This window comes from Vibrio sp. RE88, from assembly GCF_013113835.1.
Taxonomy (GTDB): Bacteria; Pseudomonadota; Gammaproteobacteria; order Enterobacterales; family Vibrionaceae; genus Vibrio.
The window spans coordinates 24,578-39,765 of the sequence record NZ_VTYQ01000017.1 but is presented as its reverse complement, the minus strand read 5'-3'; the positions used below and the strand labels follow the sequence as shown (position 1 = coordinate 39,765).

Here is a 15,188-nt window from a genome sequence, read left to right as displayed (position 1 = left end):
TCTATGGTTATGAGTGACGTGAGATTTCTCTTTGTTTCCACAATTTGAAAATGGCCGGTAGTACCAGAAGCGTGAGTAGCAGCGCCGATGCCATTCCACCAATCATAGGGGCGGCGATTCGTTGCATGACTTCAGAGCCCGTACCTTCGCCGTACATGATCGGTACAAGACCAATGATGACGGTCAGAACTGTCATCATCACAGGTCGAACTCTGAGACCTGCGCCGTCTCGTATCGCCATCGACAGATCATCGGAAGTAATGGCGTGATTCTGCTCTTGGGCATCCAGCTTTTTGTAGTGCCAGGCTTGGTTGAGATACACCAGCATGATGACGCCAATTTCGACGGCGACACCCGCGAGGGCAATAAAACCGACCCCAACTGCAATCGAGAAGTTATAGCCGAGGTAGTGCATCAACCATAAGCCACCCACCATCGCGAGAGGAAGAGTCATCATGATGATCAGCACTTCGCCAATGCGACGGAAGCTGAAGTAAAGCAGCAGCATAATGATCGCCAGCGTAATCGGTACCACGACACTTAAGCGTTCTTTCGCTCGTTCCATATATTCATACTGCCCCGACCAAGCCAGAGAATAGCCAGCGGGCAGATTGAGCTGATCAGCCACGACTTGTTGTGCTTCTGCAACGTACGAACCGAGATCTCGTCCATCAATATCAACGAATACCCAGCCATTAGGGCGGGCGTTTTCTGTTTTGATCATCGGTGGGCCGTCTTCGTAACGAATATCAGCCACATCCGCCAGTGCGATGCGAGCGCCATTTGGGGTAACCAGAGGTAGGTTCTGTAATTTCACCACTGAATCACGGTAGTCCTGCGGGTATCGAACATTAATCGGGTAGCGTTCCAGCCCCTCTATGGTTTCCCCAACGTTCATGCCTCCTACTGCAGTGGAAATCACGCGCTGAACATCTTTTATATTGAGGCCATAGCGAGCGGCAGAGCGACGTTTAATATCGATAGTGACGTATCGTCCTCCTGCGACACGCTCAGCATACACAGAAGCTGTACCATTGACCTGATTGAGAATCGGCTCCAGTTCAGCACCGATCTGTTCAATGGCGTTAAGGTCAGGGCCTGCAATTTTGATCCCAATAGGCGTCTTAATGCCAGTTGCCAGCATGTCGATGCGGGTTTTGATTGGCATGACCCACGCATTGGTTAGCCCGGGGAACTGCACTAGATCGTCAAACTCTTTGCGCAGCGATTCGGTTGTTACACCTTCACGCCATTGTTCGCGAGGTTTCAGCTGTATGACGGTTTCAATCATGGTCAGCGGTGCGGGGTCGGTTGCGGTTTCGGCGCGTCCGATTTTCCCCCATACCGTTTCAACTTCAGGGACGCTTTTAATCAACTTATTGGTTTGCTGTAACAGCTCGCGTGCTTTACCAATCGAGATGCCCGGATAGGTGGTCGGCATGTACATCAAGTCACCCTCATCGAGTGGAGGAATGAATTCGCTGCCAAGCTTACTGGTTGGGTAGTAAGCCGATGCCATAAGTCCCATCGCAATGACGATCATGGTTTTAGGGTAATTCAGACTCAGGTTGAGTAAGGGTTTGTAAAGCGAGACTAACCCTTTGTTGACTGGGTTTTTGTGTTCCGGGAGCACTTTGCCACGAATGAAATAGCCCATCAAAACAGGCACTAGCGTAATCGCTAAGCCAGCAGAGGCCGCCATGGCGTAGGTTTTGGTAAATGCCAGTGGCGAAAACATTTTGCCTTCCTGACCTTCCAAAGCGAAGACAGGGACAAAGCTCAACGTGATGATTAGCAGAGAAAAGAACAGCGGTGCGCCGACTTCCTCTGCGGCCTTGCCAATGACTTGCCAGCGATTTTTATCGGTGAGCGGAGTCCGTTCAATGTGCTTGTGAACGTTTTCTATCATCACGATTGCGCCATCGACCATGGCTCCAATGGCGATGGCAATACCGCCCAATGACATGATGTTGGCGTTAATCCCTTGCCAATGCATGATCACAAACGCGGTCAGAATACCCACTGGTAAGCTCAAAGCGATAACCAGAGATGAGCGGATATGGAACAGGAACAAAGCACAGACAATCGCAACCACGATGAACTCTTCAGCCAATTTCTTCCACAAGTTCTCTACCGCAGAGTCGATCAACGTAGAGCGGTCATACGTTGGTACGATTTCGACTCCCTCAGGCAAGCTGCGTTGCAACTCGGCCAGTTTGGCTTTGGTTTTGGCTATCACTTCACTGGCATTTTCTCCGAAGCGCATCACGATCACACCACCAACGGCTTCCCCTTCACCGTTGAGCTCAGAAATGCCACGACGCATTTGTGGGCCAAGGTTAATATCCGCGACATCACCCAACAGAAGCGGGGTACCTTTTTCGGTTACCTTAAGTGGCAGTGAGCGGATATCTTCGATGCTAGTCAGGTAGCCCGTGGTACGCACCATGTGTTCGGCTTCAGCGACCTCAATCACGGAGGCACCTGTCTCCTGATTACCGTTTTGAATCGCGTTGTTTACCTGCTGTAATGTCAGGTTGTAAGCACGCAGTTTGGCGGGGTCAATCTGGACCTGATATTGTTTGACCATACCACCTACAGTGGCGACTTCCGATACCCCATCAACGGTTTGCAGTTCGTATTTGAGGAACCAATCCTGCAAGCTACGTAACTGGGCTAAATCGTGCTGTCCGGTTTTATCCTGAAGAACATAGCTGTAAACCCAGCCAACCCCAGTGGCATCAGGCCCCAGCGTTGGTTTGGCATTGGATGGCAGGTTTGGTGCGACTTGGCTGAGATACTCCAGCACGCGCGAGCGGGCCCAGTACATATCAGTGTCATCATTAAAGATGATGTAGACATAGGAGTCCCCAAAGAAAGAGTATCCCCTGACGGTTTCTGCACCGGGTACAGCCAACATGGCAGTGGTTAATGGGTAAGTGACCTGATCCTCGACAACCTGAGGTGCTTGGCCCGGATAGCTGGTTTTGATGATAACCTGAACATCCGATAAGTCAGGAATTGCGTCTACAGGCGTATTCTTTACACTGTAAAGACCAGCTAAAACAATAGCTAAGGTGGCAATCAATACTAGGAGTCTATTACTGATTGACCAACGGATAATTGCATTGATCATCGTTAGCCCTCATCCGTTGCCAATTGCTTGAGCAGGTAATCTGCACCTTGTCGTTCAACTAGAAATCGAACGCGCTGACCTTCCTCAAAACCTGATAGATCCACTTCATCGCCAACGGAGAAGTTCATCTCACCGGCTTGCCAGTTCCACTCCGCGACAGGGAGGTGGTTTAAGGTGATCATGCCAAAGTCGGCCATAAGCATAGAAATATCGCCTTGCAACCAAAGCTCGCCAGCAACAACAGAGTCATCCACTTTGTAGTCGACAATTTCGTACTGGCCAGACTCGGTTTTTTGCATTTCAAACTCTATGCTTTGGCCTGTTGTGAACGAACTCGCATCGACGTCTTCAGCGAGAGTAAAATTCATGACCATGCCCGGCCAATCCCATTCAGGTACCGGCTGGTGGTTGATCGTCAACATGCCATGATCAGCCATGACGTCGGTGATCTCTCCCTTCGCCCAAACGGTCTCCTCATTTGGCTCAACACCATTAATGCGCGCAAGGTCGGCAGACTGGCTGGATTCAGAGTCGAGCATAAAGTGTGCGGAAGTCACCACTTGATCTTCTTGGGTTAAACCCTGCAAAACTTCAACCCGATCTCCGGCTTCGCGGCCTGTTTCGATGCGAGCAGAACGATATTTGCCTTCACCTTCTGACAGCACAATGCGAGCCATGCCACCAGAGCGTATTACCGCAGATTTAGGAATAGTCAGTACCGACTCTTCGCTAACAGGTTGAAGAGCAATGTTGGCGAACATATTGGGCTTGAGCTCACCATCTGGGTTAGAGAATTTAAGCCTGACGCGCAGAGTACGAGTATTAGGATCAAGAATCGGGTAGACGTAGTCGACCTTACCCTGCCATTCGTTGCCCGGAATGGCATCTAATGTCATTGAAGCTTCACTGCCAGCTTTAATCCATTGCGCCTGACGTTCGAACACTTCTGCGTCTACCCAAACATTGTTCAGTGGGCCAGCGCTGATCACTGCTTGCGCGGGTGACAAATAACCCCCTTCGCGAATGCTCAAACTTGCAATCACACCGTTAGCTGGTGCCTTTATTTCTATCGTCTGTGACGCTTTACCGCGTTTTAGAATCGCTTTAATCTGTGCACGGTCTACACCTAGTGTCACGAGTCGTTCAGTGGCACCTTTGACTAAGCCGGTTCGGCCTGTTCGGGAGGCATTGAGTAGTTCTTCCTGCGCTTTCACTAACTCAGGTGAATAGAGCGTAAACAGCACATCGCCTTTGTTGACCTTCTCACCGATCGCATTGATGAACAGTTTTTCAACCCAACCCGCGACGCGTACGTTGGTTTGCCACAGCTGGCTTTCATCAAACGCGATGTAACCGACCGTTTCAATGCGGGGGGAGAGAGGTTCTAGGGTTACGGGTTCGGACTTGACGCCGAGGTTGTTTTCTACCGAAGGATCAATCGTAATGGTTCCGGGTTTATCTTGCTCTCCCGCCATGTCTTCGGCGTAAACTGGAATTAAGTCCATGCCCATTGGTGACTTACCGGGCTTATCTCGCTTGTAGTTCGGGTCCATCGGAGCAACCCAGTAGAGAGGTTCAGCAGAATCAGAAGAACCAGACTCAGCCTTGGCGTCCATTCCCATGCTAGATCCGGCTAGGAAATGATTAGCGGAATAGCCCAGCGCGCCTCCTACCAACAGAGCGATAGCAGCGATTTGTATTGTTTTCATGTCAGATACCTTATTCTTGTTCGCCTTGAGCCAAAGTGACTGGCTCAACTTGATAATCAAAACCGTCCAGTAGGGCAGCTAAGTTGCTGTTCACAATGTTTAAATCTGCAATCAGACGTTGCTGTTCGAGTTGCAGAGCAAGTTCATCGGCAGAGGCCGTAATGACATCGTTAAACTGCGACGTGTTGTTCTGATAACCTCGTTCAACCGCACGAATTCGTGCGTTGGCCTGAGGAAGAAGGGTGGACTGATACCGTTCTAGTCGTTGGGCTAAATTGGTTCGGTCGACAAGTAAGGCGTTGACTTTGGCATTCATCTGAGCCAGTAACGTGTCTTTCTGGGACTTGGCCGCGCCGACCTGATATTGGGCCGCAGCGAGATTTCTGTCCTGACGGTTTCCCGTGAACAGAGGAATGTCCATGGTCAGATAGGCACTAACTAGGTCTGATGCAGGTTCTCCCATCATACCGTTGGCCTGACGGTAGGCATACATGACTTCAACGCCAAACTGAGGTTGGTAAGCCTGCTGTGCAATTTCAACCTGAGTTTCGGAAGTGGATATGGTTTGGCTGGCCATTTGTACCATTGGGTGCAGGCTGAGCTGCTGATAATACTCGGAGCTTGCTAGGTTCTCGTTCAGCTGTTGGTCGAGCTTGGTCCAGTTAAGCTGATTGGATGCGCTGACGCTCTGAATCTGTTCAGACCAATTGGCTCCCAACCATTCGGAAAGCTGGGCCATCAAGCGCTGTTGCATCTGCTGATTAGCCTGAAGCTTCTCATCCAGTTTGCTCACTTGAAGCTGAGCATTGAGCAGATCCTGAGCTTCGCTTTTACCAATCGAATAGTTGGTTTGAATAAAGCTTTCCATTTCTTTGAGCAAACGACGGTTTTCCAGCATGATGGTTTTCGCCTGCTGCTGGTAACCTAGTTCAAGCCAGAGTTGGGTCATGCTGCTAATGACATCCAGTTCTCGGGCATCAATTTGTAAACCGACGCCATCCGCTTGTTGATTGCTTTTCTTTTGTTGTAACTCCAGTGTCGAACCACGCTCAAATTGTTGCATCAATCCGACGGAAATGTTCGTCATCGGATCTTCGTCGAATTTGAAGCTGTCGACAGGTAGGCCGCCAAAACCAACTTTGATTTTGGGGTCCATTAGCGTGGCACTGGCAACGCCGGTCTCGCGCAAAGCTTGTGACTGAGCAAAATATTGCTTTCGATTGCTGTCGTTGTTGAGTGCCATGCTGATCAATTGTGATAGCACAGCTTGCGGCTGGTGAGTCTGCTCTTGCAAGTTGTTTGCTGATACAGGCGCAAACCAGACCGCGGCGCTGACAGAAAGCGCCAGAATCCTTGGTTTGATTTTCACTTTATTGTCCGTTTCCGAGTGCCTGACAGGCACGAAAAACCATCTCCCAAAGCAATAGGCTGGGAGTCGATAACAGAGAACGGATTATGCTATCGGAGGGCGATAGAGTGAGCTTAAACGGGTAATGACCTGACCTTGGACATCTGAATGGATCAGAGCCAACTGAGTCGAGATTAGTAGAGGTTTATCAATTCGGGGAATGGGGGCGAAAACCGTTGCGCACATCACGCTACAACAGTTATGAACCATCTCTTCGCTGGTTTCACAATGATCTGAAGGGATTGAAGAATCTGTCAGCGCTGGGCTCATGTTCATTGCCATGCCACAGTGAGCCTGCTTGCTACCGGAATCGCTGAGCATTTCGAACGTCATTAGGGTTTCGCTAGTAGCAAAACTGGATACCAACATGGCGCTCATGCTGATAAATAGAATCCAGTATTTACGAATCGAAGGGAAGCCCATACGTAACCTAAAATGACGATAACTCGGCTAGCATAAAGCTTCCCCTAGGGGGAAGGTCAAGCGGTGTATTAGGATTCTGCCGTCGCTTCTAAATTTAAAATGGACTGTTTGATTTGCTCTGGTAAGTTTGCTTTGCAATTGTTTTTAAAATCAAACATCACACAGGTGGCGCGCCCTACGGTACTGACTTTACCGACTTTCTTGCTCACAACCTGATACTCCATAGTAAATCTGTCTTCCTGAATGTCGACGACTTTAGAGCCTATCATCAGAGTGTCTGGATAGGTAATGGGCATTTTATAGCGGCAGCTTGTTTCGCCCAATACAGGGCCGATATGGCTTTGGCTTAGGTTGACGAGAAGATTGATGTGCTCAAAGTAGTCGAGTCTTGCGGTTTCAAAGTAGCGAAAGTAAACCACATTATTGACGTGTTGGAGAGCATCCATTTCACCCCAAGCGACCGGAATTTCTGTGATGACCGGAAAGTCTTTCAGTAACGATTCCATGCGTGTTCCTTGCATTGGTTTTTAAAAGAGTTTTTATTCTAATGCTGAATCAAGTGGTTTTGTGAAAATGTTATCAAAATGTGATCTTTAATGACTAAGTAAAGGCCCGTCTTTACTTATAAAGATCAGAGGAGTAGGTTTTAAAGAGGTAACCTGATGGAGGATCTGCAATGACCGCACCCGATGGTTTTAATCTCGCCAAAGTAGATAAGCGCACTGACTGGACGTCAGAGCTATTCAGTTTACGTCTTACCGGCGCGCCTCTCACCTTTAAAGCGGGCCAATTTACTAAGCTGGCCCTGTATGACGACGACGGCCAATTGATCAGCCGAGCGTATTCAGTCGTCAACGCACCACTCAACAGCAGCGATATGCTGGAATTTCTGATTGTTTCGAACCCTGAAGGCAAACTGACGCCAAAACTGCAGCACTTGAAAGAGGGAGACTCGGTATACGTAGGCGCTGCCGCCTACGGTGATTTGATTTTGAGTTCTATTCCTAAATCGACTCAGGACTTATGGTTGCTTTCAACGGGGACGGGTATTGGTCCTTTCCTATCGCTACTCGATGACATTAACGTTCGCCCCGGATATGAAAAAATTGTTTTAGTCCATGGCGTTAGGCATGAGAAAGACTTGGTCTACCGCTACTTGATTGAGCAGTTAGTTGACCAATATGAAGGTCGCCTGAGCTATGTGCCTGTTGTGTCGAGAGAGCAACATCCAAATACGCTATATGGCCGCATTCCTCAGTTGTTGGATCAGCGTGAGATTCAAGAAAGAGCACAGGCAGAGCTCACTCAGGAGAACAGTTTTGTCATGCTGTGCGGAAACCCAGAAATGATCAAAGAGACCACCAAGACTCTGCAAGGGTTTGGGTTAGAAAAATTCCGTCGAGCGACGGGAGGCAACATCACCTTTGAGCGCTACTGGTAGGGCTCAATTATCGTAGGGAACTTGTTTGAGTTTCCACATTTCAACCGTGTGCTTGGTTTTATCGCATAACCCAAGCAGGATTTGATATTTAGGATCGTAAGGTTCGCCAATGTAGGTTGTTCTGATCAACTCATTGGTTTTTAAATCCACTTGAGTGACAACCCGGCCTTTAAAGTTTTGGAAGATCACAAATTGATCGCTTTCATACACCATCTGCTCGCGATAAAACCAAAAATTGTCAGCAGTATGGAGTAGGCGACATTTCAAAGGCAAAGAGCTCGCGTCGACTGTTGGTGCGGGCGTTGTCAGCAATAGCACGTGCAAAAGTAAAGGGCTCATCTCTCCCTCCTCTACCACCTCTCAAATTAACTTAAGTATAGGTAAGAGACTTTATTTTGCTGATCTAGGTTGGCAGGTAAAACAAAGGCCCTGAAAGGGCCTTCAAAAAAAAGATTGATTCGTAATCTGAGATTAGAAAATCAGATGAGCAATACCAGCAATCACAGGCAGTGTGATTAAGGTACGTAGAATGAAGATGGCAAACAGTTCAAAGATGTTCACTGGGATTCGGCTACCAAGTAGCAGCGCACCAACTTCAGACATGTAAATCAGCTGAGTGACAGACATAGCAGCGATGACGAAACGTGTCATTTCGTTATCAATAGACGACGCTAGAATCGCTGGGATAAACATGTCAGCAAAACCAACCACGATAGTTTCAGAGGCCGCTGCTGCTTCTGGGATGCCTAATAGTTCAAGGAATGGGATGAATGGTTGACCTAGGAAGCTAAACACCGACGTGTACTCAGCAATCACTAGGGCAATCGTACCTAGACCCATTACTACAGGCAGCACGCCAAATACCATGTCTACTGCGTTACGCACGCCTTCACCAAAGACATCTTTAAATGATTTTACTTGGCTCGCTTTCGCTAGTGCCAGCTCCATACCCCAAGACACGCTTGTGTGGCCAGCAGGAACAGCATCGGCATCTTTTGCTGGTTTAGTACCATCGATGAAAGTGTCTTTCTTCATGCTTAGAGGAGGCAAGCGAGGGATGATGATCGCCGCGACAATACCCGCCAGACAGATTGCACCGTAGAAAGGTAAGAACAAGTGCTCCAGTTCAACCTGAGCAAGAACAACCAAGCTGAACGTGATGGATACTGCTGAGAATGTGGTACCTACGACAGCCGCTTCGCGCTGTGTGTAGAATTTGTTTTCGTATTGCTTGCTGGTCAGCAGGATACCGACTGAGCCATCGCCAAGCCAAGAAGCCATACAGTCGATAGCACTGCGGCCAGGTAAGTTAAATACTGGGCGCATCACTTTACTTAGCAGCGTGCCAAATAGCTCTAACAAACCAAAGTTAAGTAGCAGTGGGAGTAGTAGACCCGCAAAGATAAATACTGAGAATAGCGTTGGTAACAAACCTTCTAGTACTAGGCCGCCAGTATTTTCTTCCCATACAGCTTCAGGGCCGACTTGGAAGAAGGTCATCGCAACAGCAAGACCACCAATAACACGCACTGCCAACCAAAGAGGGCTTGGGTTAAACAGGCTGTTCAAAAACGGACTGTTAGCAATAAATGCAGGGTTCTTAATACGACATAGCAATGATGTTGCCGCCATAAATAAGATGATAGAGGTGACCATGCCTACAAGGTGATCACCAAATACAGCTTGGATGGATTTTGCCAGTACGGCAACTGGGATGGTGATATCACCGTCATAGCTAATCGGCGCCATGAAAAGAAACAGACCCAGTAAAGAAGGGATAAAGAACATCCAAAAGTTGCCTTTACCTTTCGTCTGTTTGATAGATTGAGCGTTATTCTGCATTACAATTCTCGTGTTACTACTAGTCAATATGATAGGCCAATCCACCTGGCATATATATTCACTATACATCTGCATTTAATCATCGGGCGCAAGCCTACTGTCTTTCGAATACCTTTGCAATACTATTCAATAAAAACCGCTAAATATTCATGATTAAATGTGTTATTTTCGTTCAATGGTGGATTTTTGTTTTGTTGATGTTAATTTGATTGAAATTATGTTGCAACCGTGAACTGTGTGTGGTCTTTATTTTTATTTTGAATAATAGAGGTGGGACTCATAAATTCGGTGTTGAGTCGCTAGGCAGGGCAAGGTGTTGAGCGTTTTTAGGTGTAATAAAGTGGGTAGAGAGAAAAATGTCGAAATCGGATAAATAGACATTTTGAGAGAATAAAGTCAGCGATTTAATCGTGAAAATAAAAAACCGCCCAGTCAGACTAGGCGGTTTTTACTAAGTTATCGTGCCGTTTTATTTGCCGCTTACCTGACCAAGTTTCAGCCAAGTATCAATCACAGTATCTGGGTTAAGTGACACTGAGCTGATCCCTTGCTCCATTAGCCATTCAGCCAGATCATCATGGTCAGATGGACCCTGACCACAAATACCGACGTATTTACCAGCTTTAGTCGCAGCATCAATAGCCATTTGCAGCATGGCTTTAACAGCAGGGTTACGCTCGTCAAACAGGTGAGCTACGTCGCCTGAATCACGGTCTAGGCCCAGTGTTAGCTGAGTCATATCGTTAGAGCCGATTGAGAAACCGTCAAAGTACTTGAGGAACTCGTCTGCCAGCACGGCATTAGACGGTAGTTCACACATCATGATGACTTTCAGACCCTGATCGCCACGGCGCAGATCGAACTTCGCAAGAAGATCGATAACCGATGCAGCCTCGCTTGGAGTACGCACGAATGGGATCATGATTTCAACGTTCTTCAGACCCATCTCATTGCGAACACGCTTAATCGCCTGAGTTTCTAGCTCAAAGCAGTCTTCAAAAACAGGTGAGATATAACGTGACACGCCACGGAAGCCCAGCATAGGGTTCTCTTCATGCGGTTCGTAACCTTTACCGCCAACGAGGTTGCTGTACTCGTTGGACTTAAAGTCAGACATACGAACGATGACACGTTTTGGCCAGAATGCCGCAGCGATAGTCGCGATACCTTCAGTCAGCTTGCTGACGTAGAAATCGATAGGATCTTTGTAGCCACGGATACGCTGAGTGATTTCTGCTTTTAGCTCGTCACTTTGTGCATCGAAGTTCAGCAGTGCTTTCGGGTGAATACCAATCATCTTGTTGATGATGAATTCCAGACGCGCCAAGCCAACGCCTTCGTTCGGAATCTGTGCGAAGTCGAATGCACGGTCTGGGTTACCGACGTTCATCATCACTTTAGTTGGTAGCAGTGGCAGTTCATCAACCGCAGAACGCTTCACTTCGAAGTCCAGCTCACCTTGATAAACGTAACCTGTCTCACCTTCAGAACAAGAGACAGTAACGGTAGCGCCGTCTGTCAGCTTAGATGTGGCATCGCCACAACCAACGATTGCTGGAATACCCAGCTCACGCGCGATGATGGCTGCGTGACAAGTACGGCCACCACGGTTAGTGACGATAGCAGAGGCCTTCTTCATCACTGGTTCCCAGTCTGGGTCAGTCATGTCAGTAACCAGCACATCGCCATCTTGAACCAAAGACATTTGGTCTAGCGAGTCAACCAGACGTACTGGGCCAGAGCCGATACGCTGACCGATAGCACGGCCTTCGACCAAAACTTCTGCTTTGTTGTTCAGCTCGTAACGCTCAATGACGTTCTGTTCGCTTTGAGAACATACGGTTTCTGGGCGAGCTTGAACAATGTAAAGCTTGCCATCAATGCCATCCTTCGCCCACTCGATATCCATCGGACGCTGGTAGTGCTTTTCGATGATCATCGCTTGTTTTGCCAGTTCTTTGATCTCTTCGTCATTAAGAGAGAACTGCTCACGCTCTTGTGCTGAGGTATCAATGATATCGACTTGCTTACCAATTTCTTGGTTGGTCGAGTAGATCATCTTGATAAGTTTAGAACCGAACGTCTTCTTAACAATCGGATGCTGACCCGCTTCAAGCATTGGCTTGTGAACGTAGAACTCGTCCGGGTTTACTGCACCCTGAACGACCATTTCCCCTAGACCCCAAGAGGAAGTGATGAACACAACCTGATCGAAGCCAGATTCAGTGTCTAGGGTGAACATAACACCTGAAGAGGCTTTATCTGAGCGCACCATGCGTTGGATACCCGCAGACAGCGAGATACCACGGTGGTCAAAACCTTGGTGCACACGGTAGGAGATAGCGCGGTCATTAAACAGAGATGCGTAAACGTGTTTCGTTGCTTCAAGTACAGCATCGATACCTTTTACGTTAAGAAACGTTTCTTGCTGGCCCGCGAATGAGGCGTCCGGCAAGTCTTCAGCGGTTGCTGAAGATCGAACAGCGACTGAAAGCTCTGTATTACCTTCAATCAGTTCTTGGTAGTCGTTACGAATATCCTGCTCTAGGTCAGCAGGGAAGGGAGCTTCTAAAACCCATTGACGGATGGTGGCACCTGTCTTGCGCAGAGCTTCTACATCCTCAACGTCTAGTTCATCGAGCAGTTGGTGGATTCGTTCATCCAGACCTTCATAGTCAAGGAATTGGTTAAACGCGTAAGAAGTAGTCGCAAAACCATTCGGTACTGAAACGCCAGCATTCGATAGATTTGAAACCATTTCTCCAAGTGAAGCGTTTTTACCGCCGACCTTGTCGACATCTTCCATGGATAGGCTATTGAACCAGAGGGTGTTCTTTTGCATGTCTTTCTCCAGAAACATTGCAGCTTTGTAGGGATAAGGCAAACGATTACGCATTGGCTCAAAAAAATTCTCAACAAATTTTCAAAGCTGTGGGGGGCGTAATTGTCAGCCGGGTTTTATTATCGATATTATGGTGTCCATCCTACTCAAAAGAATTTTAAAGTTTAAATAAAACATGCAAATTGATATTCAAAGTCGTGATGTATTCTATGTTTCTGACGGAACGGCCATAACATGTGAGACATTAGGCCATGTTGTTTTGGGCCAATTCCCGTTTAACGCCAACGAAAAAACGTTTCCGTTTGTCGAAAGTGAAGACAAGTTAGCGGATCTGCTGAAAGAGATAGAACAGTCTTATCAAGAGAGCGGTGTGAAGCCTTTAGTGTTTTTTTCCATCGTTATTCCGGAGATCAAACAGAAACTATTGGAAGCCCCTGCATTCAGTTACGATGTGCTGGCGAGTATCGTCCAACAGGTTAAGGATGATATTCAGATGGAGCCAAAACCGAAGCTGCAACGATCGCGCAGCGTGGGCAAAGATTCTGACACTTACTTTGATCGCATTGCAGCAATTGAATACACCTTAGCGCATGATGATGGCATTACGCTCAAGGGAATGGACGAGGCTGACATTATATTGTTGGGCGTTTCTCGAAGCGGTAAAACGCCAACCAGCCTTTACATGGCGATGCAATTTGGCCTGCGAGTTGTGAACTATCCATTCATTGAGGAAGATATTCGTCGTCTGAGACTGCTGCCAGAATTCGAAATCCATCGCCATAAATTGTTTGGTCTGACGATCGACCCTGAAAGGTTGACCGAAATTCGTGAGAACCGTTTGGCGGGCAGTGAATATGCGAGCACAGAACAGTGCATCAACGAGTTGGAGAGTGTTGAGGCTTTATTCCGACGTGAAGCCATTCCGTACATCAACACGTCATCGCTGTCGGTAGAAGAGATTTCAACCCGCATCCTTGAAAAAGCAGGCCTGAGAAGGCGGCTACTGTAAATCAAAGAAGCCGGGGCAGTGAATGCAGGCTGCCCCGAACGACTTATTTGAATGAGTAGGTGACGCCAAATGAAGCTCCGACACCGAAATCCAAGCCGTCACTAATACCTAACTCTGGGTGTACCTGAGCATAGATTTCCCACTTGTCTGCAAAGTGCACTTCAATACCCAGTGGTAAGCGTGCGCCAAAGTCATCATCCCACTCATAGTAACCACCAGCGCCTAAAAACCAGTTGATATCAGTTTCTGACTCTATGTCACCACGCTTAAATACGTAGTCCATTGCCATGCCATCGTTTCCTGCCGTCATTCTAAAAGTGCTATTAAGATCGAAGATGACGCTCAGGTCTTGGTCATAACCAAGGCCGACGGAGATGTTTGGGTCTTCAGCGGCAATACTGTTTAACGATACTGCGGCCAGCGCCAGTATAGGTAATAACTTTTTCACTAATCTGTTCCTGTTGTTGAGTAAAAGCGCCGCATGCTGCTGCATGGGCTGTGGTGAGCAGATTAGTGAGCCGGATGAAAAAAGTTATCAAAGTTCAGTCAGTTATATATTTTTGATAATAATTTTATATATCACTTGTTGGGGTTATTGGTGGGCTAAGTGCGAAAGTTCGGGTCGATAGTTATTTAGCTTGGAATTTTCTCAAACCTTTATCGAGGATGGTTCGTAGCGCGGGGCCGTGTTCGTATTGTTTGGAAATCAACATGTAAAATTTATGCTTAGGCATATTTGGAATCGGCTTAGATTCAATGTCTTCACTCACGTAAGTAATTCCCCAAACGCTTTTAATCCCTTCGAGAATCTCTTGCCAAGACAAAATGACGTCGCATCGTTGTTCTTTGAGTTCTGTGACCAGCTCATGCATGTTGTGTGAGTATTGTTCGACATTTTTAAGCCAGAAATCGCCATAGTTGTAGCCGTGGATTCCACAGACTTTGTATTGCTCTAACTCAGCAACGCCATCAATGTTTAGCCCTTGAGGAAATCTCGACTTTTTGTATAGGTAGTAGGGGGTGATGTGATAGTACCAGGTTGTATATAGGTAGTGCTTTGCACGTTCTTCTGAGTGGGAAGCACTGACTGCAATTTGGAATTCACCATTCTTGGCGCCTTTGAGGCAGCGGGTCCAAGATGTCATGGTGACATTGAAGGTGATATTTTGCGGCATCAAAACCTCGTTAAGGACCTCGAAATCGAAGCCTTTAACGTCTTCTCCATCTAGATACGTAAAGGGTGGCCAATCGATAGAGTCACCGCAGATACTCAGATGTTCGTCACGGAGCTCTATCGCTGTCGCTAGGGCTTTAGAGCTCGTTAGCAGAATCAGGAAGCAAAAGCATACTCGTAAATTCATTGCGAGGTGTTTTCATT

General features: G+C 47.5%; 12 protein-coding genes. 2 read left to right on the top strand and 10 right to left on the bottom strand.

Annotated features, from left to right (window positions below):
• Positions 1–7 precede the first annotated feature (7 nt).
• The 5 genes from F0265_RS23600 to F0265_RS23580 form a co-directional block, all read right to left on the bottom strand.
• The gene (locus F0265_RS23600; RefSeq protein WP_171750541.1) at positions 8–3,136 is read right to left on the bottom strand and encodes an efflux RND transporter permease subunit; all 3,129 of its coding nucleotides are present in this window, start codon (positions 3,134–3,136) and stop codon (positions 8–10) included.
• A 2-nt stretch (positions 3,137–3,138) separates the two neighbouring features.
• Positions 3,139–4,845, bottom strand: a complete 1,707-nt coding sequence (locus tag F0265_RS23595; protein ID WP_171750540.1) for an efflux RND transporter periplasmic adaptor subunit — start codon at positions 4,843–4,845, stop codon at positions 3,139–3,141.
• Between the two features lie 10 nt (positions 4,846–4,855).
• Positions 4,856–6,247: a TolC family protein gene (locus F0265_RS23590; protein WP_171750539.1), complete on the bottom strand. Its 1,392-nt coding sequence runs from the start codon at positions 6,245–6,247 to the stop codon at positions 4,856–4,858.
• A 51-nt stretch (positions 6,248–6,298) separates the two neighbouring features.
• Positions 6,299–6,676, bottom strand: a complete 378-nt coding sequence (locus tag F0265_RS23585) for a hypothetical protein (protein WP_019275422.1) — start codon at positions 6,674–6,676, stop codon at positions 6,299–6,301.
• Between the two features lie 68 nt (positions 6,677–6,744).
• Entirely contained in the window at positions 6,745–7,182 is a 438-nt protein-coding gene (locus F0265_RS23580) for a thioesterase family protein (protein WP_006960370.1), read from the bottom strand.
• A 170-nt stretch (positions 7,183–7,352) separates the two neighbouring features.
• Between F0265_RS23580 and F0265_RS23575 the strand changes: the two genes are divergently transcribed.
• On the top strand, positions 7,353–8,117 hold the full coding sequence (locus tag F0265_RS23575) for a ferredoxin--NADP reductase (protein ID WP_006960372.1): 765 nt from the start codon (positions 7,353–7,355) through the stop codon (positions 8,115–8,117).
• A 3-nt stretch (positions 8,118–8,120) separates the two neighbouring features.
• Here F0265_RS23575 and F0265_RS23570 read toward each other — a convergent pair whose 3' ends face one another.
• From F0265_RS23570 to ppsA, 3 genes are all read right to left on the bottom strand, one after another.
• A complete protein-coding gene (locus F0265_RS23570) occupies positions 8,121–8,456 on the bottom strand; it encodes a hypothetical protein (protein WP_019275425.1) in 336 nt (111 codons plus the stop codon).
• Between the two features lie 132 nt (positions 8,457–8,588).
• Positions 8,589–9,959: a YjiH family protein gene (locus F0265_RS23565; RefSeq protein WP_171750538.1), complete on the bottom strand. Its 1,371-nt coding sequence runs from the start codon at positions 9,957–9,959 to the stop codon at positions 8,589–8,591.
• A 469-nt stretch (positions 9,960–10,428) separates the two neighbouring features.
• Complete coding sequence (ppsA, locus tag F0265_RS23560) at positions 10,429–12,801, bottom strand: phosphoenolpyruvate synthase (RefSeq protein WP_171750537.1); 2,373 nt, start codon at positions 12,799–12,801, stop codon at positions 10,429–10,431.
• 175 nt (positions 12,802–12,976) lie between these two features.
• On the opposite strand from ppsA, the gene F0265_RS23555 reads away from it, so the two are divergent.
• Positions 12,977–13,810 (top strand): pyruvate, water dikinase regulatory protein, encoded by an 834-nt coding sequence (locus F0265_RS23555; RefSeq protein ID WP_006960380.1) that lies wholly within the window; start codon positions 12,977–12,979, stop codon positions 13,808–13,810.
• 43 nt (positions 13,811–13,853) lie between these two features.
• Here the strand turns inward: F0265_RS23555 and F0265_RS23550 are convergent, their stop codons facing one another.
• The gene (locus F0265_RS23550; RefSeq protein WP_171750536.1) at positions 13,854–14,258 is read right to left on the bottom strand and encodes a hypothetical protein; all 405 of its coding nucleotides are present in this window, start codon (positions 14,256–14,258) and stop codon (positions 13,854–13,856) included.
• Positions 14,259–14,439: 181 nt separating this feature from the next.
• Entirely contained in the window at positions 14,440–15,171 is a 732-nt protein-coding gene (locus tag F0265_RS23545) for a transporter substrate-binding domain-containing protein (protein WP_171750535.1), read from the bottom strand.
• Positions 15,172–15,188 lie beyond the last annotated feature (17 nt).